The following is a 26,137-nucleotide window of genomic DNA, read 5'->3' as shown; positions in this document are numbered from 1 at the left end:
TGTACCCCTGAGCAGACATACAGCGCGTCGGGCTGGATGTTTCGTCCTTGAAGTTGATCCCATAGTTCGAGGAATCCATCCACATAAGATACGCTTCTCAGGTAGTATCCATCGCTGCTGGTGTTGTATACCCGACGACCTTCCGATTCTAAGCGTTCAAGGACCGCCTCCCTCTCCTCAGCGGTCTCCACGAGATTAACCTCCGCCCCAAATAGGTGGCTCAGCAGCAAGTTTCCGTTCACTGGCTCGGCGTGAGCGTCCTTCCTGCCTACCATAACCGCTTTCAACCCCAATCGCGCCGCAACCGCCGCCGTCAACCGCGACTGATTGGACTGGGACGCGGCACCGTGTAGCAGGACATCGTATCTGCCCTCCACCGCGGGCGCAACGGAATACTCGAACTCTCGGACTTTATTTCCGCCAAATGCCATCCCACTAGGATGCGTGGACCATCTAAGGTTTTGGATAAGCGCGGACAGTCAAGCAGCGGTGTTGGCAGGTCTGCCAAATACAACCTCGGCAGCCGGTCGAGACGCGCTCGCAGTTCGTCAGCATTAACAACGGTTTTGATATTCGACATAGGAACTCCCCTTCAAAAAGATGTATAGAATTGATGTTTCAATCGTCCGCACGTCCCGCGACGAGAGGCACATCTTCAAATACCGGCTCCACCCGCTCACGCCTGATGAACAACTCACGTATATCTGCCGTTATCGCATATAGCGCGGGCATGACAAACAGCGTCAGCAGGGTCGCTGCGAAGAGACCGAAGATAATTGTGTACGCTATTGGCATCCAGATTGGGGATTTACCGCCCAAACCGATTGCCATTGGAATTAAGCCGCAGATTGTGGTGACAGAGGTCAAGATAATGGGACGTAATCGAACGCTTCCGCCTTTTAAGATTGCCCGCCACTTGTTATAACCGCGTGCCCGGTACTGGTTTATGAAGTCTATCATCACGATGGAGTCGTTGACAACGATTCCCGCCAGTGCAACGGTGCCGAACAGCGCGACCATGCTCAACGGTGCGCCGATGATTAACAATCCAATCATTGATCCCATGAAACCAAACGGCACGGCAAAGAGGATAATGACCGGCTGGATAAACGACTTGAACTGTGCGCCCAATATAACGTACATGACCAAAATTCCAACGACAAACAGCCTGCCTAGTTGACCAAATGATTCATTGATCTCGTCGAAAACACCTCGGAAATCGAGACGATAACCGGGATAAAGCGATTCAATATCCTTAAAAGCCTGAATCAACACTTGGTTGACCGCGAAGGCGCTGGTTTTATTGCTGTCCACAGCGGCGGTGACAGTAATTGCCCGTTCATTCTCAAATCGACGAATTTCCGAATACCCACCCTCTTCATGGGCTTCAGCTACATCTCTGAGTGGCACCATGGTTCCGTTCGGCACCGGAATCAGCAGCTCCTCAAGGCTGGCGATTGATTGCAAATCATCAGAATTGTATTTCACAATGACATCGACCGACTCATCGGCGTCGCGATAGGTTGTCGTTATATTTCCTTCGAGGGCGTTGCGGACGTTGTAAGCGATTTGAAAGATATTCAAGCCGTACTGATGTGCCCTATCTTCCTTAACACGCAGACGGATCTCCGATTTTCCTGTCACAAAATCGTCCCGTATGTCGTAAACGCCATCTATCTGATGCAATTTTTCTTTGAGTGAATTGGCGATTTTGTCTAACGGCTCGAACTGTTCCCCTTTCACTTTCACCTCTACATCTGCCCCCTGTGGCGGTCCCCCGGCTTGCTTCTCAAATGTGAGTTTTTCAATACCGCTGATTGCCTCGATCTTCCCCCGGAGACCTGCAATAATCTCATCTGTACTGCGTACCCTTTGATCCTTTGGTACCAGTTCAACAAGCACTTCGCCGACGTTAGAACGGATGCTTGAGCCTCCCAGCAGGGAGGTCGGTGTGACCAAGCCGATATTTGTGACGACAGCGATGCGTTCATCAGACGGGAGAGACATGGCGACTTCCTCGACCTTTGCTAAAGCGGCAGAGGTCTCTTTTAGCCCAAACGAAGGTGGCATTTCCGCCTTGATGTAAAATTGCGGAAAGTCTTCGCCGGGGAACAGCTGTCTTTCTAACTGAGAAAATGCGCCAATACTGACCAATATTCCAACGGCGAAGACACCACAGACGACTGCGTAACGGTGCCGAATCGTGCCTTTGAGAACATGGACATAACGTCTTCGGATCCGATCGAACCACACATGTCGCCGTTGTTGTCGGCTTTGTGCTTTTCCCCATTCGGCGATATGGGAGGGTAAAATCATAAAGACTTCAAACAACGATGCGAGTATCACCAAGATAGCGGTGATAGGGACGATTCGCATAAACTGCCCCGGGGTGCCGGACATAAACATGAGGGGTCCAAACGCAGCAATCGTGGTCAGACTTGCCGCTAGAACGGGCCAGCTTACCTCTTGGGCTCCAGTGATAGCGGCTTCTTTGGGGGGCATCCCCTCCTGAATACGACGGAACACATTTTCAATGACAACGATTGCATCATCGACAACGATGCCAACTACGAGGATTAAACCGAATAACGTGACACCGCTGAGAGAATATCCGGACCAATGCAGAAAGAAGAAAGTTGCCATAAATGCAACGGGAATACCTAATGCCGCAAAGAACGCGTTGCGCCATCCCATAAAGATATAGAGCAGGACAACGACCAAGATTAGTCCAAAAACGGCATTGTTTTCTAGAATTCCTAACCGTTCTCTTAAAATAACGGAATAGTCGTTCACCGCCGAGAGTTCAGCTCCGTCTGGCAGGTCACTTTTGCGCCGTTCGACCAGTTCTCGAATCTGCTCGACCAGTTTGATAGTATTGCCCTCCGTCTTCTTTTGGACAGATAGGCTGATCGATGGCTGACCGTTGACGCGCGATAGTGTGCGTGGCTTTTCATAAGTATCGGAGACGGTCGCAACATCACGTACCCGCAACGGCGTTCCGGCGGGTCGAGCACGTATAATCGTGTTTCCAATCTCCTGTAGATTGCTAAACTCCCCCATTGTGCGTACTAGGTATTCTGACGCTCCCATCTCTAGTGTGCCCGCGGGCAGATTCAGATTGTGGGTTCTCAGCGCGTTGATGACCTGTTCAATCGGTAAACGATATGCCTTTAACTGGTCTGGATCGACTTCGACCCAGATCTCCCTTTCCCGCACGCCTGCTAGTCGGACGGCAGAGACGTTTTTAATTTCAAGAATCTCATCTTTCAGATCCTCAGCAATTTCCCTCATCTGATCTTCCGAAATTTCTCCACCGACGACGATGGTCAACATCGGAAAACCGCTTGATATATCAATCTCCTCTACCTGGGGTTCATCTAGAATCTCAGTCGGGAGATCATTGACTCTATCAACTGCCGTCCGCAGGTTCTGGAATTCTTTATCAAAATCGCGGTCGCTAATTTCCTCAAACTGGATAGTGATTAATGACCTTCCCTCTGATGAGACCGATAAAACGATATCAATGTTGTTAACGCTCTCTTCGATTGCGTCCTCAATTGGTACCGTGACTAGTTTTTCAACATCTTCGGAAGAAGCGCCGGGATAGAGTGTAGTTACTGTTGCGGAATTGAAAGAGATTTCGGGGGTCAATTCTCTGGGAAGAACAATCCAGGCGTAGACACCGAATATGATGATGATGATCATGAATAGATTCGCTAGGACGGGGTTACTCACAGATAGTTTTGGAACGGACATGGAAGGGAGATCTCCTTATGGTTGCAAGTTATCTTTATTTTCTTCGAGAGTTTTTAGGCATTCCTCATGTATCCTTCCATTGGTTGCGAGAAAGGGGACATCATGCCCTTGATAGGCGGAGGATTCTGATGATAACGGAAACAATGGTGCACCCGACGGATGAGTCATAATGCCACCGGCTTCTTGTAGAATAACAGCCGCCGCAGCGATGTCCCAGAGTTTTGTATAGAGGTCGAAACTTCCATCAAAGTAACCGGTAGCAACCGAGCAGATATGGAGTGCTGCGGAACCGAGGCTGCGTCCTTTACCACACTTTTGTATGAACGGGTGGAGCGTTTCGAGGACCGGCGACCCAAATCCGAATAGCCCAATGGGATCTAATTTTGCGCGGTCGTTGACCCGGATAGAGCCCCCGTTCAACGTAGCCCCTCCGCCCTTGACTGCGCTGAACATCCGATCGGTGTTGGGATCAAACACTACACCGAGAATTGGGGCGCCGTTGTGTAGTAGCCCAATGGCAACCGCAAAGATTGGACAACGCGCCGCATAGTTTGCTGTTCCGTCCAGTGGATCTGTGACCCAACAGTTATCCGATTTTACGTCCGACATCCCAAACTCCTCGCCGAGCGTGGCATAGTCTGGAAAACGGGATTCTAATCGTTCTGTGATGAGTTTTTCAGCGGCTTTGTCTGCCTCGGTTACGATATCACCAATACCCTTATAATCAATCTGACGAATTTCTCCATAGTAATCCATTAAAATTTGACCGGCTTCTCGGGCGATCCCCTCAACCGGTTTTAGGATCTCTGCGAGTTCTTGCATTCAGTTTGTTATTCCTTTCGATAGGTCAAGTTCTAATTCGAACTTGTTCCCGCTTCAAGCTGCCTATTCAAGGTACCTAGCCGTTGACGCACCACACGATTGCGGGGGTTGGCTTTGAGGAATCCACTCCACAATGCTTTTGCTTCATCGATATATCCTTGTGAGAGATAGTATTCGCCGAGAGCAATGGGGGCTGCGTGAGATTTCGGGTCCTTTTCCATTGATGCTTTGAACTCTGCAATAGCGGTATCGGTATCTCCTTTGAGGAGCGCTAGCTGCCCATTTCCGTAGGAGGTCAGTGGGTGATCGGGATATTCGGCGGCAAGTGCATCGAATATTTCCTGTCCCTTATCTTCCATCCCGTTTTTGTAGAACGCCATCGCTGCATGTACCTTTGCGTAGACAATCCGGCTGCCGAGGAGGCGTTGTTCTGGGGGTGACATTGAATCTTTTTTCTGCCGTTCTGCGAACCGTGCAGCAGCTTGATATTTTGTCTTTGCCCAGGTATAGTTGCCGTACTTGTAGCAGATTGCACCGAGCTCTATTTCGCCCTCGTAACTATTACTTTGCCCCCTAGCGAGTTCGTCAAAAATTCTTGCGCGGTTTTTATCGTTGAGATGGCGGAAGAGTACATACGCGAGACTCTGGAGCGCGTCGGTGTAGTCCGTTCTAGAGGCGATTGCACGTTCGCAAAATTCTGCTTCTTTTTCGTAATTGCCCATCTTCTGGTAGACAAGCCCTAATCTCCAATAAAGCTCCGGGTCTTTGCTGCGATTTAGTCCTACAATAGAGTTGTAGGTCTCAATGGCTCGTTCATACTCTTCATCTATATACTGGTTGTCTCCTGTTACAACGACAGCCTCAAGAACGCTTACATCTCTTCTCACTGCTTCTCTCAACACTTTTGCCGCGCGCTGGTACAGGCCTACTTTCCGATAGCAAACCGATAGACGGAGAAAACTATATGGATCAATCCGTGCCTTCTCACGTTTAGCGAGTTCAATTGCATAAAAGAATAATGCACCGGCGTCTCGATACTCTTGAAACTGCAATTTCAAGAAAGCAATTTTAAGCACCGTGTCGTGATAAACTTCGGGCGCGAAGTCCTGATCCGCGGTACCTTCTTGCATAATCGTCTCCTTATAAGGTCCCATGATTTCTTCGGGATTCACGCCGAAACCAGATTCTGGAATGTCTTTTGGGATCCCCGTTGCCGGGCTAGACTCAAAGCCTGCCTCATCGCGTTCGGCACGGCGTCGCTCCCGATAATTTGATCTGCGGCTATATTCCGTTGCAAGTTCCTGTGCGTCTGGTTCATCTGGTCTGGGGATACTTGCCCCTATCAATTGGAGAGCCTTTTTCGCTTCCTCAACCGATTCTTCTGTGCCGTCGATCGCTCCATACTGCTTAACGAGGGACTGGTATGTTTGCGTAGCGGCGGCTTGATTATTGAGATATTCCTGTTCAATTCTGGCTTTATTGACCAACGCCTGTGTCGCGCGTTTACCCTCCGGGTGGCGATTTGCCACGTTATCGTAAACTTCCGCGGCTTTCTCATAATTGCTGGCTTCTTCATAGCTTTTTGCCAGCATCAGTTGGGCGTTATGACTACGTTCTGACGCTGGAAAGTTATTGACGATGGTGTCAAAAGATTGTTGTGCCGCTTGATAGTCTTTCGACTTGAAGGCATGAAGCCCCAAACGCCAGTGAGCTTCGGCAGCTTCGTCGCTGTCGGGGACAGTGGCAAGAAGATCTTGGTAAACTTTGATGCCCAGTTGGGGTTGATCCATTTTTTCGATATATAGTTTGGCAATACCCAATTGCGCCTGACGGGCTTCTGATGTTCCAGGTTTGGAATCGATGACAGACTGATAAGCATCAGCTGCGCCTTGATAGTCCTTTTCTTGGATGAGTTGACCTATCTGTTCGTCCATACTCTTTGAAACGCAGGCGTATTGGGTTGTCACAAGCACAGCGACCACTAAAAAAAAGATGCCAAATCTAATAGCCCCGCTATGGGGATTCAAAACAATTTTCATATCTGTCCTCCTCTACGTCGTTAGTAATTTAATCTTATTTGAGGCTAATGTTAAGTGGGATGTCCCGAGCCGTCACCAAAAGTTCCATAATGTGGTAATCGTTCAATTTCGGTTTGTACTTATTGACGGACCGTTCTGATTTACGATCGTCGGCTGGGTAGGTTGTGTACACGGTTGCTATCCAGCGTTCCGAATCAAGTTCCCAAACTATCTGTGCTTTTTGGACAATCAGGAAGTACTTGTTCGTATCAATGATTTTCTCATTGATAACATGGCAACGTGTTGAATTCAACTCTTGCGGAATTTCACTGACCAAGGTAGGATACTCGATTGGACTGCCTGCCACCGCATTTATATCTCCAGAATAGACTTTTCGGAATCCGAGCACTCCTTCTTCACCAAGAATGAACTCCGAACCTTCAAGGGTGGCGACATCTATTGCATCGTGTATAGGATCGCCATAGGCTAATCGCTTTGTGGAATTGGGGATACTGGCTACAGCGGACAGGATTTGGGCTGGTTGTCCGTGTGTATCGGTGATTTGGTTTTCACTCAATCCGACGAATAATGCGGACGGTAATTGCGATTTTGGGAGACGACGCTTCGGATAGATTGTCCGTCGCTTGGCGGGGAGTTCCCTGCCCCTCGGCGCGTTAGACGCTGCGGAAACGCTCTTTTGAGAAGAGGTCGTTGGTGCTGCGATCTCGCCTTGCGATGTCTCGCGCGATTTTTCTGCATCTTCGAATCTGTAGCCAACCCGCTTTGTCAACTCGTGGAGCCGGTGACGCACTACACGGTTCAGTGGATTGGCTCTGAGCGATTTTTTCCATAACGCGATTGTCTCATCGGTATATCCCTGTGAGAGATAGTATTCGCCGAGTGCGATAGGTGCTGCATAGAAACTTGAATCTTGTTCTATTGACGTTTTGAAGGCGGCGATTGCAGTATCCATGTCGTCTTTGAGTGCGGCGAGTTGCCCCTGTCCATAGGGTATTAGTGGATGATTGGGATATTCAGAGGTGAGTGTATCAATGATTTCTTGTGCTTTATCTGCCATTTCGCCCTTGTAGGCTGCCATCGCTGCATGTATCTTTGCGTAAACAACCCGGTTATCTATCCCGCGCCCCTGAAATGGGGTCGTATCATCAGTTTTTTCTTTTTGAGCAATCCGCGCTGCGAGTTCATATTTCGATGTTGCCCAACCGTAATTATCGTATTTGTAGCAGAGATTGGCTAATTCTGTTTCACCGGCGTAGGTTTCGCCTTTCTGATCGACGAGGTCTTGGAAGATCGCGGCTCTGTCGGTATTTTTCAGTTGATAGTGAAGCACTTCGGCGAGACTTTGGAGTGCCTTGGTATACTCTGTTTTCACAGCGATTGCGCGTTCAAAAGATTCAACCGCTTTGTGCGGATCGTTCATCTTTTTGTAGGCTAGCCCTATTCTCCAATAGATTTCCGGATCTTTGGATCGATTCAACCCCACGACAGAGTTATAAGTCTCAATAGCTTTTTCGTAATCTTCGTCAATGTATTGATTGGCAGCACTACTGATAATAGCGTCAAGAACCTGTCCATCTTTTTTGACTGCTTTCCTTACCATTTCGCTAGCATGCTGATGCATACCTAGCTTGCGGTAACAGAGGGAGAGGCGGAGATAACTAAACGGATCGATGTGTGCCCCTTGACGTTCGGCGAGTCCGATTGCATGAAAATACAACGCTCCAGCATTCCGATAGTTTTCAGTATCCCAATTCAGGTGGGCGATTTTAAGCACTGTGTCGTGGTAAACTGCCCCTTCAGTACCTGCCCCGCTCATTTCATTAATGATTGTCTTAAAGGGTCTCATAATCTCCTCAGGATCCACGTTGAAGCCGGAGTTTGAGTAGTCAGGTGCTTCCCCCATTGCGGGACTGCGTTCAACCCCACCTCGTGGACGATCTCTTTCACGGCGTTGCCTTTGACGTTCCAATGCACGCTCCAGTTGTGTCAGAGACTGATCATCCGGTTTGGGGATAATCGCTCCCATCATGCGAAGTTCTTGTTTCGCGGTGCTGATGGATTCTTCTGTGCCTTCAACGTTGCCATACCGCTTGACGATAGATTGGTAGGTTCGCTTGGCGGCGGTTTCATCGCGAAGCCGTTCCCCCTGAATTCTAGCTTTATTTACCAATGCTTGTGTCGCTCGTTTACCCTCCGGGTGACGGTTTGCCACATTGCCGTAGATTTCTACCGCTTTGCGATATTCATTAAGTTCCTCATAGCTTTTTGCCAACATTAGTTGGGCGTTATAACCGCGTTCCGATGTCGGAAACCTATTAACGATAGCATCAAAAAACTGTTGCGCTGCTTGATAGTCTTCTGATTTGAAGGCATGAAGCCCCAAGCCCCAGTGAGCTTCGGCAGCTTCTTCACTGTCGGGGGCAGCAGCGATGAGATCTTGATAAATCTGGACACCCTGTTGGGGTTGATCCATCTTTTCGATGTATAATTTCGCAATGCTGAGTTGTACTTGGCGTGCTTCTGGTGTTCCAGGTTTGGAGTCGACAACCGTCTGATATACTTCTATCGCACCTTGATAGTCCTTTTCTTGTAGACGCTTCCCAGCCAGTCTCTGTGGACTTGATGCAATACAAGCGTATTGGGTTATCGCTATCACGGTGATAAGGGTGACGATATCGTATCTAATAGTTTTCATAGGCGATCTCTTTGGGTTTTGTGAGGAACAGTTCCGGGGCAAGATTTCGATTGGTCACTAACAATTCCATGATGTGATAGTCTTTGAGTTTTGGTTTGTAGTTTTTTATTGATTTATCAGAGGTAAAATCTCTAGCTGGAAAAGTTGCGTGTACCGTTGCCCACCAACGTTCATCGTTGAGTTCCCAGACAACCTGCGCCTTTTGGACGATGAGATTATACTTCTTTGCTTCAAAGACTTGTTCGTTGATGACGTCGCAAAGTGTTGACTTCAACTCATCAGGAATTTCATTGACCAGGGCGGGGTACTCGCTGCCACTTCCTATCAGGGCGTTGACATCCCCGAAATAAACTTTGTGGTAGCCCAAAACGCCGTTTTCATCGAAGATAAACTCTGATCCCTCTAGACTGAAGGTGCTAGACATACCCGGCACAAGTGCACCATAAGCAAATCGCTTTGTAGCGTTGGGAAGGTTCGAAGGCGGATCAAGGATTTCGACGGGTTCTCCGTACTTTTCGATGACTTGGTCTTCGTTCAATCCCACAAAGAGTGCGGACGGTAGTTGCGATTTTGGGATACGATTTTTCGGATAGATTGTTCGTCGTCTTGCGGGTAAGAAACTCTGTCGCTTTTTCTTCGTCAGGGCAGCGGTTCGCCCCGGCTGATCGGAATTTACATCCGCTTCAGCCTCTCGTGATTGTTCCAAACGTTGCTGTTTCAGGGTGTTAAGACGACGACGGACTCCTTGATTTTGTGGATAGGTCTTGAGCACCCCTTCCCACACCCCTATCGCTGCATCAGGATTTTTCTGTGAGAGATAGTATTCGCCCAGCGCGATCGGTGCGGCATCGGAAGCCGGATCTGTTTCTATAGTTGTTTCAAAAGTAGCAATCGCGGTTTCGACATCTCCCTTGAGCAATGCCATCTGTCCACGACCGTAGGCTACCAACGGATGGTCGGGGTGTTCAGCAGCAAGGGCATCCATTCGTTCTTGTGCTTGGGTGCTTCCGTCGTTTTGATAGTCAGCCATCGCCGCATGTATCTTTGCATATAAGATCTGGTTATTGAGTTTCCGCCTTTCAGATGGAGTGATGTCACCGCTTTCTTTTTCACGTTGGGCAATGCGCACCGCTGTTTCATATTTCGATTTCGCTCGGAGGTAGTTACCGTATTTATAGCATATATCTCCTAGCTCTTTCTCACCGATCCAGGTATGACCTTGAGTATCGATTATGTCCTGAAAGATGATTGCTCTTTCTCTCTCTTTGAGTTGGTAGTTAAGCATTTCGGCGAGGCTTTGGATCGAATCAGTGTAATCCGTGTCACTAGCAATGCTGCGCTCGAAGGCCTCAACGGCTTTGTACAGATCTCCCATCTTTTTGTAGGTTAATCCGAGTCTCCAGTAGATTTCCGGATCTCTGGTCCGATGTAACCCCGCGATAGGCTGAAGTGCTTCAAGCACTCTTTCGTATTCTCCATCGTGGTAATCGTTTGTGGATGAGGTGATAACGGCTTCCAACACCATCACATTTTTTCTCGCCCCTTCTCTCAGTGTTTCAACCGCCTGTTGATGCATTCCCACTTTACGGTAGCAGACCGATAGACGGATATAGTCATAGGGATCGATTTTTCTATGGCTCTCTTTTGCTACTTCGATCGCACGAAAGTACAGTGTCCCTGCATTTCGATATTTCTTGATAAGGAAATTGATGTCTGCAACCACTTTAATCATCGTTTGTGTTTCGTCGTCGTTCTGGCCTGATCGTCCGTGTCCTCCACCTTCCCAAGGGTTGCCGAATTCCCTTATAACCTCTTCGGGGGTTATACCGAAACCGGAGTCCCCGTATGCGTCATAGCCCATCGCAGGGCTCAGTTCAGCCCCACCACGGGGACGATCACGCTCACGACGTTTCATCCGCCGCTCCTGTGCGCGATCGTACGCTGTGCCCGAGTCGATCTCTGGCTGCGGGATACGCGCGCCCATTGATTCAAGTGCCTGTCTAGCATCGTCGATTGCTTCTTCCGCCCCTTCGACGTTGTTATACTCTGTGATGAGAGATTTATAGGTTTGTTCCGCTGCGATCCTGTCTTTCAAATGGTCCTTTTGGATTTTCGCTTTATTGGTTATGGCTTGGGCGGCGCGGTCACTATCTGGGTGACGATTTACGACGTTATCGTAAGTTGCGATCGCTTTCTTATAGGCTCCAGCTTCCTCGTAGCTTTTTGCCAACATTAATTGGGCATTATGACTCAGATTCCCGAGGTTCGGAAATTTGTTAACAATGGCGTCAAAAGATTGTTGTGCTGATTCATAATCTTTTGTTCTGAAGTAGTAGATTCCTAGGCGATAGTGTGCTTCGGCAGCTTCGCCGCTATCAGGCGCAGCAGCGATGAGGTCTCGATAAGCCTTGACACCTAGCTGGGGTTGGTCCATCTTGTCGATGTATAGCCTAGCGATGCCTAATTGGGCGCGGTAAGCCTCTGGTGTCCCGGCTTTGGAACTAATCACCGCCTGATAGGCATCAATTGCACCTTGATAATTTTTCTCATGAGCGAGTTTTTCTGCTTGTCTTTGCGTACTTGTTGAAAGACACGCATATTGCAATATCGCAATGATCGATATCATCGCAAGAATAGTCATCCGCATAATGGGTGAAGCGGGAACATAAGATTTAATAGTTTTCATGGTTTATCCTCCCTCCTCATTATAACGTACGGTTGGTACTTTTGCTGACGTTGGGCATCCTTCATGGGGTTGTTCATCTGTTTAGTGTAAATTTCCTCTTTTTCTCATCAGATAAGAATCTAGAACATCTGTCTTGAAGCACATTCGTCGATGAGATTTAATTTGTGTACTCATGTAGATGATGACGTATGATTCTCAAGTGAAGATTAATTGTCTATTCAAAAAAATGGGAAACATTACGTTCCATTCATTCTTCATTTCCTAACAGTCCTATAATTATCTATAGTGGATCTTAGAGTTAATGAGACACGCCAAACCGGTGCGGTTAGGAAACCGCACCTACCAATCCCGATAAATCGGGATCGCTGCACAGAGGGGCGAAAGTGTCTATTTATTTTTAGAATTCACCATAAATCGTCCTGAAATTCCAATTTACGTCTTACACAAATATAAATATCTGTTCTGTGTCCGAATTTTGGGACGGTACTGGTCCTCCTGCCGCGGTTGATTTCACGTAGTATACTTAACGCTAGGCGAATATATGCGTTTTGCTCCCTAGATTCCATGGTAATCGTAAATGCGGATAGCCATAGCTACCGCTGAAGCCGGTTGATAGGGAATCCAAGTTTCAAACTTGAAGCTATCGGGAGACGTAGTGTCCGGATCGGTAAAAACACCAGATTCATTTTACCATAGTCGGTGAGCCCTTGCAACCGAGAAATCCTGACGTGTTCTAGGTTTTATCGCAGGGGGTTTTAGTGCGGTGGTGAATCGTTAGACTGCGCTGTTACATTTGCACGAGGTGGGTAAATACCTATCATTGGATTGGTGAAGGGATTGTATACGGTTCGTGTCCAAAAACTACCTGTCCGTTGAACATCACCGGTCGGTTTTTCGATGCGTCCTTTGAAATTTGCCAAAGTTGACCGTTGGTTTCGTAAAGGATTGCTGAACCGTCAGGCAACCAAACCGGCTTTTCGCCACCGTAGCGGGTCAATTGTTGTGCGTTCGGTTTTCTTTCTGGGCTCAACTCAACAAGCCAAATCTGGCGATGCTGCCCTTCCGCGCGGGAAAAGGCGAGGAGATTCGGATCTGATGGGCACCACGCAGGTTCTGCATCATCTTCGGGGCCTATACTGATAGGTTCAACACGCCCACTCACATAAGCGTAGCTATAAATATTCCGGTCCGTACCGGCCTCTGGATTTTCGATACTTCCCTTTGTACTGTATGCTAATAGTTCGCCGGTAGGGGACCACGCGGGTGTCAACATCTCTTGTGCTGTCGAGGGTATAGGGATTTCTTCCTCACTCGCAATATGTCGAATGTAGATGTGTTGTCGCCCCATCTCCTGTCTCGCGAACGCGAGGTATCCGCCATCCGGCGAGATCGTTACATCGGTCGCCAGTTCGCGTTTGTCAAGCAATAATCTGCCTTGCGGAGCATCTGAATCGTGAAGGATGACGTTTCCCTCTAGGTCTAGACGGGTCAGTCTGCCATCCAAAGAAGCGGTTGGTCGTCTGCCCGCTGCCAACGGTTGTTGTATGCCAATCGCCGGCATACATTCCCAGATGATGTCGTCAAAATTGTAGTAGAGCAGGACGTTTAGTGGGGTTGTTTCCAGTTCATCGGTGTTTGCTTGTTGTGGCTGCTGTTCAAGCTGTTTCAGTTGTTCAAGCGCTTCAGGTGTTGGTTCAAAATCTTTCCGGGTCTGCAATTTCCAGCCGGCTCCAACGGCCTCAAAGCGGAAGCGAACACCTTGGGTCCAATAGCACCACTCCTCGATTTGACGTCCGAAACGGGTAAATTGGAAAACATCTTCGGGCACGCCATATTGGAGTTTAATCTCGGAGCGACCACCATCCTCGATTTCGGCGATGTTACCCTCGACATCAATGTACATAGCGAAGATTTCAATATCGATGTGTGGTGTGATGTAGTCTGAAAACACAGAGACCCGTTGTAGGTCTTTGCTGCGGACAGGATGCCGTGTGCCGTAGATACCGACACCGTCCTGTAAGCCCGATTTTCGATCTCCATCAAGATCGACAACCGCCATAACGTAGTAATCTCCGGGTGGCACGGAAACCTCATAGCGTCCCTCGTCTTCCAAATTTAAGGAGATTGCAACAGGTGACCGAAAGTCAGGCGTCTCTGAAATCGAGAGGATTCCCTCCCTAAATACCTTCCCATCCCACCGAATCTGACCGGAGATACCGCCGCTATACGCTTGACTCAAGTCAATGGTGCCTTCGGCAATTGCTTCCAGTTGGCCGTCTGCATTAGACCGTGCACTCACGAAAATTGTGATTTCAGGGTTTGCCCCTGCCGCTAGGGTCAATGCAGATGGAGGAGCGGTTGTGATATCCGCAGTACCATAGCCGCCCAACCCATCTCCTGAACTGTATTTTCCGTCGCCATCTGCGTCAATGTTTGCCATGAGATAATAATCCCCCGGCGGGAGTTGAAGACTGAATTTTCCCTCCTCACTCACTCTAGTTTGATATCCCTCTTTGAGCATCGCTGCTTGCTGAAAAGCTTGGATAACGCCTCCTTTAAATGACTGTCCTGTCCATCTGACCTTACCGGTAAGCTGTGCTGTTGCTGGGCCAGCGAGACCTATTCCCTCCTCAGACTCATCCATAGGAACAACCTGCCCACTGATTGTCTGTTTCCCTGCGATTGTGATATTGAGATTCGAGGTGAATTGGTTAGAGCTAACCAATACGGGTTGAGGAAATGCTTGGGATTCGCGCAGATCTGTGATGCCGTAGATGCCGATCGCATCTCCCGAATCAAAAAGGTGGGTGTTATTACTGTCGATGATTGCCATCAAGTAATACTTTCCGGGCGGCAGACTGAGTGTGAAATTGCCATCTGCTGCAACCTGCGTTTCTGCGACGCGGTATTTCCACGACAGATCTGTGTAGGCAAAGACAAGCGCATTTTTGAGCGATGCCTGTCCTTCATACATCACCTGTCCCTTAATACCAGACGAGATCATTTCCAATTCTGACTTAAATTGCTCGAATGGATCTTCTTGATAATCGGATAGCGAGATAATTTGCCTCTGTTCACCAACCTTCTGCATTCTTGCTGTGATAATAATATCAATGCCTCTGATCACTTGCCGATCTGCGACCTTGACAATCTGTTTCTGTTGGTTTGAATCATCCCAGTTTGTGATACCGAAAATCCCCATACCGTCGCCTATATCAAATTTGCCAGAGCGATTCAGATCCACAAAGGCAACAAGGTAGTAGCGCCCCGGCTCAACGCGGACTTCAAATTCACCACTTTTTAACTGTGTTACGCCGGTATAAAGATTCTTTAGGTTTTCATCCTTATAAACCTGTACAGTTGTCTGTGATAGATCTTGTCCCTCCCAAATGACCCTTCCCTTCAGTCCACTCGTTGCGCGTTCGGCAAAGTCTTCGATCATCTCTTCATCGGTTTCGACTGAAGTGGAGTGTTGCGCCCAAATCTGGCTACTAAAGAACGCAAGTAGTATGACGGCGATCGAAAATAGGATCCAACTTCGACGCGATTGCATTTTTGCCTCCTGCGAATGCAATTCTGGATTGAATGATAGAAGGAGTATGTGGTGTGCTTTCATAAAAGATGTGACTGATGGGGTTTCAGTTGTCACAACGTCGGAGAAACCAGTCAATGGTTCGGCGCAAACCTGCTTTGAGTTCGACTTTTGGTTCATAGTCAAGTAGTTGCTGCGCTTTGCGGATATCCGCACAAGAATGTCGAACATCACCGGGGCGCGACGATGTATAGACAGGTTGGGCATCGGTTTGCATCATCTCTCCGATAAGGCTCGCAAGCCTGTTGATTGATGTCTGCTGGCCACAGCCGATATTAAATACCTCTCCTGCGACTCCTTCTGCATGACACGCGAGCAGATTGGCATGGACCGCATTTGCAATGTAGGTAAAATCTCTCGATTGTTCACCATCACCCTCGATTGCCGGGAAGTTGCCGTGTAGGTAAGCGTTAATAAATTTGGGGATAACCGCTGAGTATTGGGATGTTGGATCTTGACGGGGACCGAAGATGTTAAAGTATCGTAATGCAACCGTTTCTAAACCGAAAACTTGCGTGAAAACTCGACAGTAACATTCACCAACATATTTGGTAATGGCGTAAGGGGAGGCGGGTTGTGGAGAGAGCGTCTCTGATCTGGGGAGTGTCGGTATATTTCCATAAGCTGATGAGGAGGCTGCATAGACAACACGTTTTACCCCCGCGTCTCTTGCTGCAACAAGGAGATTCAAAGTGCCGTTGATATTCACATTGTTGCTCAAAATGGGATCCGCAACAGATCTGGCGACCGAGGGCCGGGCACCTTGGTGGAAAACATAGTCAACCCCTGCAACCGCCTGATGTACAACATCAAGTTCCCGCAGATCCCCCTCTACAAATTCAATTTGATCTTTGAGGTGTGCGATGTTCTTGGCTTTACCCGTTGAACAGTTATCGAACACGCGCACACGTTCTCCTTTTTGCACAAGGGCTTCTACAAGGTGAGATCCAATGAACCCGCAGCCGCCTGTAACTAAATAGTACGCCATTACAATTCTCCGGATTTAACGTTTCATGACTCTTACTCCGCGTTGGGGTTAGAATGGGATGATGTTGCCAGTTGAGCGCAACGAAATCCAAGTCCATCCGGGTTCCACGTTCAGGGAACTACTCGTCATCCGACTGATTCAAGATCTCTTCAATCTCTTCCATTGAGGGAAGTGCTGACAGATCTTTCAATCCGAACTGTTCCAGAAATTCATCTGTGGTTGCAAGTAAGAGCGAGCGCCCTGGACCGGGTTTCCGTCCGGCGATGCGAACCATCCGCTTTTCGATCAGCGAATTCAGGACGCTATCACTATTGACACCGCGGATCTCCTCCACTTCGGATCGGGTCACGGGCTGTTTATAGGCAACGATAGCGAGGGCTTCCAGAGCGGAAGCCGAGAGTTTTACACGAATCTGGCGCGTGTGGAATTTTTCAATCCACGGGTGATACTCGGCGTGTGTGCAGATCTGGAATCCGTTGGCAATCTCAATGAGCTGAAAGCTGCGGTTCGCTTCCTGATACTCATCCTGCAACTGTATGAGTTGTTGACGGATCTGCCAAGTAGATACGTCCTCGAACAATTGACCGAACTGCTCCAACGAGATCGGCTCACTGGCAGCGAATAGAACGGCTTCGAGGATTGACTTGATTTCATCTGGGTTATGTACTGGCGCACTAGCTACGTCCATAATGAGTGGATATTGGGTGTCAGACATGGGCGAAGCTCCATTGGGTTTAGGATTGGTTTTTAAGATGTGGTCCCTGCTGAATTAAACTTGACGATTTCCTCCCAAAGCATGTTACCGTCAGCATCGCAGAATGTTCCGATGAATTCGGAGGTAAACTTGTTGATGACTTTAGCATATTCTTGCATAAACTGCTCATTTTTTGCTTTCGCTTGATGTCCTAGGGGTTCGATTATATCAATATAGAGGTTTTCATCACCTGAAATAAATTCCCAAAATCGTTGTCCGCACAACTTTAAGTAGTCGTCCTTATCTGGCTTTCGATCTTTTCCATAACAGCAACCATTAACAGCGACGACATTCATCAATGATGTATTTGTGCGCAGAATCCGTTTAGCCTTTCTGAAGTTATCCCGCAGTTTCGCGATTTGGCTACTATTTCCCCAATTTGGTCCAGATTTGATTGATACAATATATCTTATACTATCCGATTCAAACTCTAAGTCAATTCCTTCTGCTGAAGATTTTTGACCACCATATACCTCTGAACATATAAAAATTGCAAGTTCCTCTAGAAACCCGCCAAAAATCCCTTCTTCTTGTGAGGACAGAAAAGCATCTAAAATGGTTTTTACAAAGTCTTGTGCCGTGTTAATGTTTTTCGCCTTGAATAGATAGGGATTTTTTCGCTTGATGACATCCATCAGTTTCAATTTTTGGAGGTTCTCTAACCTTCTTTGGTGAAAGTTTTGGATGTTTGCCTCAACATAATCAGTGATCTCCTGTTGTGTAATGGGTTTCATGTTGCGCCTCTTCAAATAACAGATATTGTGTTGACTTCATATTTTCCTTTGCCACTTGATAATACTGAGGCAAAATTTCAATGCCGGCAGAATTTCTTAACAACGTTTGAGCGACTTGACACGTTGTACCGGCACCCGCAAACGGATCAAGCACCCAATCGTTTTCTTGTGTAAACAGCTTGATGAACCATTCGGGCAGCGTCTTAGGAAAGACGGCACTATGCTTCCGATTTCCCGTCTCGGTCGCTAAGTGCAAAACATTCGTCGGATACGCCATTTTTCGATCTAACCAATTTGATACATTCTTGCCAAATCCGCTTCCTACTTTCGACGTATCCCGGCTCTGATCTGTTTCATTGAGATGCTTCAACCTTTTCTCCGCCCAATCTCCCATCGGCACCATAACTGCCTCTTGATACATATTGAACTTCTTGGTTTTATTAAACTGCAAACATCTTTCCCACGCGTCTCTAAATCGGTTTGGCCACTTGCCCGGATAGGAATTTTTCTTATGCCAGATAAACTCTTCTGTCCACAACCACCCCTGCCTTCTCATTTCAAGGACCAACTCGATAACATAGGTATGCCGTTCTCCACCAACAGCTTTTTCTTTAATATTCAGAATGAATGTGCCAGAGGGCTTGAGGACCCTTAAAAATTCTTCAGCGCGAGGCATAAACCAATTGACATATTCATCGGGGTTGACTCCGCCATACGTTTTGGTTCGACGGTCCGCATACGGGGGAGATGTCATAATCAGATCGAATGAATCTGCCTCAAAACTAGCGAGCACCTTTAAGCAATCCCCAAGATAAAGGTCTGTTTTTATTTTTCTCATCAGACAATCTGCCTATAGATGCTAAATATGGTGTTTTACGTATCACGTTTAACGATATAAATATTGTCGAAGTGCCCCGATTGGACAGCGACGATTCGCTGGAGACGTATCAGTTCTAAAATTGCTAAAAATGTAACGATTCGCTCAAGTTTGCTGGCATACTCTGAAAACAGTTCATCGAACCGGATCTGCTCACCGGCGCTCAGTCTGCGCTCTAGAAACTCCATCTTCTCTTCAACGGTAATCTGTTCTTCCTGAATTTCCTCATAAACGTCATCAATCGCAAATTCTCGCTCGGTTATATACTGGAAGGCAGAAAGCAGATCAAAGAGTGTTGCTTTAATTTGGACTTCCTGCAAATCTTCTACATCTGCGTACGAATCTACACTGCGGCCATAGACTTTCTCGTGGTTCGTTGCGTAGTAATCTAGCGTTTGGGCAGCCTCCTTAAATTGCTTATACTCTAAAAGCTGCTGAACTAGTTCTTCCCGGTCTTTGAAGGTGTAGGATTCATCCGAGCTCGTTGAAGGGAGAATGATTTGGGACTTGAGGTGAAGCAGCGTAGCTGCCATAACTAGGAATTCCGATGCAACATCGAGATCTAGCATCTCCATAAGGTTGAGATATTCTAGATACTGCTCCGTAATTTCTGCAATTGAGACATCTGTGATGTCCATCTCATTCTGTTGAATTAGATGGAGCAGCAAGTCCAACGGACCTTCAAAGACATCTAGTTTAATTGCATAAATAGGTTTTAGTGGTTGGAGATTAGTGGTTGGGGTTGTAGGGCCCATACGGACTACCTTATTCCCTTTCTATGGAGCGAATATTTCGGCTAACACCTCGAGGACCCTTTGCACCAAATAAACCTCAAAGCGTTCAATCATCATTGCCATTCTTCCCGGTTCCATGTTGTTTCCAAAGGTATATCTTCGTCTAGCATTGCATCATCCCCCGCCTCTGCCATCTTGCGAAATATTTCAACCCGACCGGCTCTTGGTGTAGTTGGTCCCTTAATGATTAAGTAATTTCCTCTCGGCTCTAGTTCAACTTCTTCCTGTAGATGGCATTGTTCTAGTAGATGCTTTGGTATAAGAACGCCTTGAGAATCACCAATCTGGACAATGGTAGTTTTTACAGATGCCATATATCTTCCTCCCAAGTTCGTTCGCTTCGGTGCCAAGTTTTACGCTAACTTCATTGCAGATCGGACTTCTGCCATCGTTTCTTGAGCAATCTTTTTTGCCCGCCTCGCTCCATCGGCGAGGACATCACGGACGGCTTTCGGCTTGGATGCCCACCCTGCACGTCTTTCGTAAAACGGTGTCAATTTAGTGATTAACTTTTCGCTGAGATTCCGTTTACAGTCGACACAGCCGATTGCAGCGGCACGGCAATCCTTGTCGATCTGCGGTACTTCATCGGGGTTGTAGATCTGATGATATGCGAAGACAGGGCACACATCGGGATTACCGGGGTCATTACGACGAACTCGTCCCGGATCTGTTACCATTTTCATTAGATTTTGCTGTGTTGCCTCAGGTGGATCTGATAACTGAATGGCGTTACCGTAGCTTTTACTCATCTTGCGTCCATCAAGTCCCGGTAATCCGGAGGCTTCGCTCAACATGGGCTGCGGCTCTGGGAAAACCTCGCCGTAAATATGGTTAAATCGGCGAACGATTTCCCTCGAAATTTCCAGATGGGCAACCTGATCCGCTCCAACCGTTACCATTTCTGCTTTGTAAACAATGATATCGGCGGTCATCAATACCGGATACTCTAGTAAACCGGTAGAGGGGCCCTCGCGTTGCGTGATATCTTGAATTTTGTCTTTGTACGTTGGACACCGTTCAAGCCAAGCTACTGGTGTAACCATCGTAAGTAAAGTAGCGAGTTCCGCATGTTCCATGACGTGCGACTGAACGAAGAGGGTGCTCTTGTCCGGATCGATTCCCGCGCTCAACCAGTCAATCGCTGCGTTCAATGTGTATTCAGGCAGGTTTGAGGTGTCAGTTACATCAGTGAGTGAATGCCAGTCTGCGATGAATGGATAACACTCGTATTTGTCTTGCAGGTTTGCTGTGTTTGTCAACATTCCTTCGAGATGCCCAATATGTAGTGGTCCTGTTGGACGAATTCCCGTCACTAATCGCGTTTTTTGCATTTCTGTTGTTGCCTCCAAATTCGTGGTTCTAGCGGACTCATCTCAAACCCACGAGGGTTGCGATCAGATCGAAAATACCGTAAGAAACTGTTCCGATAAGCCAGAAGACCGGGTTCGGGATGTGTAGCAGGCTGGGCACAAAAATAATACACATTAGGATGACCATCCCGTAAGGGCGCAATCTTGCAAATGCTTGCGCCTGCCGCCACGGTAGCAACCCATATACGACGCTAAATCCGTCGAGCGGGAACAGAGGTAGCATATTGAATGCCGCTAGAAAGATACTGATAAGCGCACTCTGGAGTAGAAGGATTCTGTAGATTTGAAATTGCGTGACCGATCCCATTTCAGGGAACCCAATTGTTACCCTTAACAGTTTGGCGATCCCCAAGATGATGATGGTGCAGAGAATATTCATGATGGGACCTGCTGCGGCAATAATCATAAGGTCGCGTTTGGGGTTTCTCAAGTTGTGTGGATTCACGGGCACGGGCTTTGCCCAACCAAAAAAGGCTCCACCAAATAAGGTGCCAAGCAACGGCAGAACGATTGTTCCTATTAGATCGATATGTACCGCAGGATTGAATGACATTCTACCTTCATCTTCAGCGGTCGGATCGCCGAGCACATTGGCGGATTTCGCATGCCCCCATTCATGAAAAGTGAGCAAGACGATAAATTGACAAACGCGAAGGATGGCTTGATAGGGATCGATGTTAAACATTAGTTCTCAATATCCAAAAATTGGTAAATCTCCTGTGTAGTTGATACTTTTCCGTCTAACTGTGCGGCAAATGCCTGCCACAACAAATCCGAAAATACCCTACCCGGTTTTAAGCCTTGTTGAATGAGATCATTGCCAGTAACTAAGGGTTGAACGCTCCTCAGATGTGTTAGATAATTGTTCAGCTTTTCGACGCGCCAACTCGGTTGGCTCGGTTGCGTCAGTGCAAAAATGATCGATTCTATAGGATAAGGATTTAGCAATTGATAAACTTCACTCGGTTTGGAAGATACCGGAAGCGCCTCCAAGTCGTGTTCTAACTGTACTTGAGCACTAAGCTGGGCACACAACTCATTTTCTAATCCTAATCGATTACTAATAACTTCAATTGAATTCATGTCGGTAAGCAGCGTCCTCCAAAGTATTGCCCTCGTATTAATCGGATCATTTGGGAGGGAGGCTAATGCCCATTTAATCGCTTGACCGGCGGTAGTCCAGAGTCCATCAAAATTTGGAGAGACTTTCCAAGTTGGGTGTATGGTGCCGAAGAGGTCGAATGCGCCTATCCGCTTAATCATTTGCGGCGCAGCTTCTTCCGACAATATGTGATCAATTTCGTTTCGGATACGTTGCCCGCTGATGAGATTCAGTACACCCTGCTGGATTGCATCAAGCATCCGCCTCTGATCGGTTTCGGTGATCTGGAAATTGTAGCGCCCTGCATACCGTATCGCCCGGAAAATTCGGGTTGGATCATCAATAAAACTCCGCTCATGTAAGGTACGAATGGCTCCGGAGCGTAAATCCTGTAGGCCAGCCGTACAATCAACGAGCTCACCAAAAGCATCAGGTTGAAGTTGTACAGCGAGAGCATTGATTGAAAAATCGCGCCGGTGGAGGTCCTCCACAATTGTACCATATTCAACGGAAGGTAACGCTCCGGGGTTCGGATAAGTTTCGTTGCGTGCGCTGACGAAATCGAGCCTCAACCCATCGTGCCGGGTGATGATCGCGGTTTTGAATTGGCAATGTGCTTGTAACTTACTTTCCCACACTTCAGCAAGTTGGCATGCGAAATCAACCGCGTCTCCTTCCACAACAATATCAATGTCTAAATTCTCGCGCCCGATGAGAAGATCTCGAACAAAACCTCCAACGACATAGACAGATTGGGCTGTCTCTTCCCCAAACCTCCCAATCTCTTGCAATAGGCGGCGAATATGGGGTGATATGTTGGAAAAATCTAAAACCTCGCCCATTTTTAGCGATCTCTTATCTCAAAGGTTCGCAGCGTCTGAAAGGATTCGGTTAGTTACCTCATCTTTTCGGTAAAACCCGAAACGACGTACGTGCCACTGCGTGGATTTTTCTCCAGCGTGATAAACCCCCTGCGTTCCGCATCTTCTAACAGTTCGCTAAAAGATTTGAAGCCATAAGAAGATTCGCTGAATGAGGGGCGCTTCCGCTTTATTGTATCTTTAATCATTGAAGACCATAGGACTTCGTGGTTCTCACGGATGAGTCCACGTATGGTGCTGAATAATAGATCAAAGACATCCCGTAATTCCCTTGGGATATTCCGATCAGTTCGCTGATCTGTGGTCTCATCCTGCTCAAGTTCCTCATAATAGATGAACTCATCGCAGTTTTCGCTCAGGAGACTTGAAGTGGATTCTTTCCGCCCCATCCCAATAACATACTTTCCATTCTCCTTGAGCTTAGAAACGAGTGGTGCGAAGTCGCTATCCCCTGAAATAACGACAAAGGTGTCGATATGTTCCTTTGAGTAGCACAAATCAATGGCATCAACGCACAAGCGAATATCCGCTGAATTTTTACCGCTCCGTGAACGCCTTGGAATTTCAATTAACTCAATGCCAGCTTCGTGAAGTGATTGTCGGTGCTTAAAAAAGCGGTGCCAGTCGGCGTAAGCGGTTTTGACAACAACGTTTCCTTTTTCGACGAGACGTTCCAGAACCTTCTGAACATCAAAAACGGTCTGTTCTTCGCGCCCTTTTTTCTCCTTCTGTTTCTGCTCGAATCCGATAGCGAGGTTTTCAAAATCAATAAACATCGCTAGGATTCGTTGTTCTTGTAGTCCTTCGGGCATTATATCTCACCTCCTTTTGTGGAAAGTCTGTCTTACCAGCTTAAAAGGTTGAATTAGTTATCCAAGGGTGGAAGTCTTGGGAAGCATCACCTATCGCAACACAAGTAAGCGATATGCAAGGTAAGCGTATACTCCATTCAGCATTAGGCGCATTTCTGCGTGATTGTGAAATTTGATTAAACCTGTAACAGGGGGAGTCTGTCTAATTTCGCACGTCGTAAGCACTTACAGCACGTTAACACTATCAAAGTGTATCAGAAAGTTCGGTCAGAGGCAAGCGATTTTTCGCGATGATTCAGGGATAGGAGTTGGCTCGTTCTATATTAATATAACGCAAGTTGCTAGTTGTCGGCATATTCAAGCCAGGAGCCCCTAATCCCCGAAATCGACGGTTTTGTGTCGAGATGTGAATCTCGACCTACAGGTTCTGATGGATTTTTAATAACTAGCAACTTAGATTAATATAAAAAGAGAAGGTGCATACAACAATGGCAAAACAGATACTGATTGTGGAAGATGATAGCGATGTCGTGGGGTACATTGAACATCTGTTGAAAAGTTTAGGATATGGCGTTTGTGCTATCGTTTCGTCTGGGGAAGTAGCAATGCAAAAGGCAGCAGAGGTACATCCGGATTTGGCACTGGTAGATATGATGTTGGCAGGAGATATGGACGGAATAGCTGTCGCTGAACAGATGCGTGCCCGTTTCAATATTCCTGTAGTATATCTAACGGCTTATGTGGATCAACGCCTACTGAAACGTGCACAGATAACCGAGGCTTTTGGCTATGTGCTCAAACCGTTTGCTGAAAGGAGATTACACCTTAACATCGAGATTGCGCTCTATAGGCATGAGATGGAGAGGAAATTTAAGGAGAGCGAACAGTGGCTTTCGACAATTCTGAGAAGTATCGGTGATGCCGTGATTGCTACGAACGAAAATGGATACGTTCAGTTTATCAACTCCGTGGCCGAAGATCTGACCGGCTGGAGTCAGGAGGACGCTTTTGGTAAAGATCTGGAAGAGGTTTTTAATGTGGTTAGCGAAGATACCGATGCCCCCATTAAAATACATATCATGGAAGCACTCCGGGGCAGAATTATTGTCGGTTTGGAGGAACCCAACATACTCGCTGCCCGTGATGGCAAAGAGACTCCTATTGACTACAGTGCTGCCCCCATCAGAAACGACAAGAAAACCGCAACCGGCGTCGTTTTGGTCTTCCGTAACATCACTAGACGTAAAGAAGCGGAAGAAGCGCTGAGGTTGACGGCGGATGCCTTGCAGAGTCAAACCCGAATCTTACAATCTATTCTGGATAGTATGGGCGATGGCGTGATTGTCGCCGATGAAAACGGGAGATTTTTGTTTTTCAACCCGGAGGCTGAAGGGCTTATTGATATTGCCATGGGTACAACGCTGAACGAATTGCCTGAACAATATGGCTTATTTCTTCCCGATACCATTACCCCCTATCCATCAGATGAGTTTCCTCTCACACGCGCGATCCACGGCGAGTTTTCCGACAACGTTGAAATGTTTATACGCAATGAGAATGTGCCCCAGGGGGTTTATATTGAAGTTGCCGGCAGACCGTTACAAGATGAATTGGGCAAACAAAGAGGAGGCGTTATCGTTTTCCGCGATGTCACTGAGCGCAAGCGAACAGACGAAGCCCTCGCCCGCGCTTACACGCAGGGCAGGTTGGAGATTGTTGATACATTGCTCCACAATATTGGAAATGCTATCAATAGCGTGACAATAGGCATTGGGACCGTTTACGAAAATCTAGTGAAGAATCGACTGACAAGCCGGCTCAGGGCATTGGCAAATGCAATCGAAGGACATCAAGATGACTTTGGCGATTATGTCAAAAATGACCCACAAGGTCAAAAAGTTGCACCTTTTATCATCGGTCTCGCAGATGATTTTATGAGCCAGGATAAAAAGTTGGCAGAGACAGTCAGTCGTGTACAGGATAGAGCCGAGCATATCGCAGATATCGTCAGAATGCAGAAGTCACTTGGCAGAAGTAGTGTGTATCGCAAAGATGTCAATCTCCAGCAGGCAATAGATGATGCCATTACGGTGTTGGCGGAATCTATCAAGAAAAGAGATATTGAAATTCATGTTGATTGCAAAAATACACCAGAAGAGATTCGGACACAAGAGAGTCAATTTCATCAAATGTTGGTTAATCTTATCAAAAATTCGGTTGAAGCTATAGACG

Annotated in this window: 18 protein-coding genes; 1 reads left to right on the top strand and 17 read right to left on the bottom strand. The window is 47.3% G+C overall.

Annotation, left to right across the window (positions count from 1 at the left end; genetic code table 11):
- From J4G02_04520 to J4G02_04440, 17 genes are all read right to left on the bottom strand, one after another.
- Window positions 1-431 (bottom strand): pyridoxal-phosphate dependent enzyme (locus J4G02_04520; protein ID MCE2393850.1); only part of this gene is annotated, 431 nt, incomplete at its 3' end.
- Between the two features lie 187 nt (window positions 432-618).
- Window positions 619-3,756: an efflux RND transporter permease subunit gene (locus J4G02_04515; protein ID MCE2393849.1), complete on the bottom strand. Its 3,138-nt coding sequence runs from the start codon at window positions 3,754-3,756 to the stop codon at window positions 619-621.
- A 15-nt stretch (window positions 3,757-3,771) separates the two neighbouring features.
- Window positions 3,772-4,578 (bottom strand): inositol monophosphatase, encoded by an 807-nt coding sequence (locus J4G02_04510; protein MCE2393848.1) that lies wholly within the window; start codon window positions 4,576-4,578, stop codon window positions 3,772-3,774.
- Between the two features lie 32 nt (window positions 4,579-4,610).
- Complete coding sequence (locus J4G02_04505) at window positions 4,611-6,617, bottom strand: tetratricopeptide repeat protein (protein ID MCE2393847.1); 2,007 nt, start codon at window positions 6,615-6,617, stop codon at window positions 4,611-4,613.
- Between the two features lie 34 nt (window positions 6,618-6,651).
- Window positions 6,652-9,312, bottom strand: coding sequence for a tetratricopeptide repeat protein (locus J4G02_04500; protein ID MCE2393846.1), 2,661 nt, complete (start codon window positions 9,310-9,312; stop codon window positions 6,652-6,654).
- The gene (locus tag J4G02_04495; protein ID MCE2393845.1) at window positions 9,299-11,998 is read right to left on the bottom strand and encodes a tetratricopeptide repeat protein; all 2,700 of its coding nucleotides are present in this window, start codon (window positions 11,996-11,998) and stop codon (window positions 9,299-9,301) included. The genes J4G02_04500 and J4G02_04495 overlap by 14 nt, the downstream gene beginning before the upstream one ends.
- An 817-nt stretch (window positions 11,999-12,815) precedes the next feature.
- Window positions 12,816-15,551 (bottom strand): hypothetical protein, encoded by a 2,736-nt coding sequence (locus J4G02_04490; GenBank protein ID MCE2393844.1) that lies wholly within the window; start codon window positions 15,549-15,551, stop codon window positions 12,816-12,818.
- An 85-nt stretch (window positions 15,552-15,636) separates the two neighbouring features.
- The gene (locus J4G02_04485) at window positions 15,637-16,578 is read right to left on the bottom strand and encodes an SDR family oxidoreductase (protein MCE2393843.1); all 942 of its coding nucleotides are present in this window, start codon (window positions 16,576-16,578) and stop codon (window positions 15,637-15,639) included.
- A gap of 118 nt (window positions 16,579-16,696) precedes the next feature.
- A complete protein-coding gene (gene scpB, locus J4G02_04480) occupies window positions 16,697-17,293 on the bottom strand; it encodes an SMC-Scp complex subunit ScpB (protein MCE2393842.1) in 597 nt (198 codons plus the stop codon).
- 32 nt (window positions 17,294-17,325) lie between these two features.
- Window positions 17,326-18,066: a cytosolic protein gene (locus J4G02_04475; GenBank protein ID MCE2393841.1), complete on the bottom strand. Its 741-nt coding sequence runs from the start codon at window positions 18,064-18,066 to the stop codon at window positions 17,326-17,328.
- Window positions 18,035-18,904 (bottom strand): site-specific DNA-methyltransferase, encoded by an 870-nt coding sequence (locus tag J4G02_04470; protein ID MCE2393840.1) that lies wholly within the window; start codon window positions 18,902-18,904, stop codon window positions 18,035-18,037. Before J4G02_04470 ends, J4G02_04475 begins: the two co-directional genes overlap by 32 nt.
- 35 nt (window positions 18,905-18,939) lie before the next feature.
- Window positions 18,940-19,698 (bottom strand): segregation/condensation protein A, encoded by a 759-nt coding sequence (locus J4G02_04465; protein MCE2393839.1) that lies wholly within the window; start codon window positions 19,696-19,698, stop codon window positions 18,940-18,942.
- A 92-nt stretch (window positions 19,699-19,790) separates the two neighbouring features.
- Window positions 19,791-20,051, bottom strand: a complete 261-nt coding sequence (locus J4G02_04460; protein ID MCE2393838.1) for an AbrB/MazE/SpoVT family DNA-binding domain-containing protein — start codon at window positions 20,049-20,051, stop codon at window positions 19,791-19,793.
- A 39-nt stretch (window positions 20,052-20,090) separates the two neighbouring features.
- Window positions 20,091-21,071 carry a tryptophan--tRNA ligase gene (trpS, locus tag J4G02_04455; protein MCE2393837.1) on the bottom strand — a complete coding sequence of 327 codons (981 nt, stop codon included), beginning with the start codon at window positions 21,069-21,071 and terminating at the stop codon, window positions 20,091-20,093.
- 37 nt (window positions 21,072-21,108) lie between these two features.
- Complete coding sequence (locus J4G02_04450; GenBank protein MCE2393836.1) at window positions 21,109-21,795, bottom strand: site-2 protease family protein; 687 nt, start codon at window positions 21,793-21,795, stop codon at window positions 21,109-21,111.
- The gene (locus J4G02_04445; GenBank protein ID MCE2393835.1) at window positions 21,795-23,054 is read right to left on the bottom strand and encodes a CCA tRNA nucleotidyltransferase; all 1,260 of its coding nucleotides are present in this window, start codon (window positions 23,052-23,054) and stop codon (window positions 21,795-21,797) included. The genes J4G02_04450 and J4G02_04445 overlap by 1 nt, the downstream gene beginning before the upstream one ends.
- Window positions 23,055-23,107: 53 nt before the next feature.
- Entirely contained in the window at window positions 23,108-23,905 is a 798-nt protein-coding gene (locus J4G02_04440; GenBank protein ID MCE2393834.1) for an NYN domain-containing protein, read from the bottom strand.
- Window positions 23,906-24,393: 488 nt separating this feature from the next.
- Here J4G02_04440 and J4G02_04435 point away from each other — a divergent pair.
- A partial coding sequence (locus J4G02_04435) for a PAS domain S-box protein (protein ID MCE2393833.1) occupies window positions 24,394-26,137 on the top strand: 1,744 nt, incomplete at its 3' end.

The organism is Candidatus Poribacteria bacterium, from assembly GCA_021295755.1.
Lineage (GTDB): Bacteria > Poribacteria > WGA-4E > WGA-4E > PCPOR2b > PCPOR2b.
This window is presented reverse-complemented; position numbering and strand designations above follow the sequence as displayed.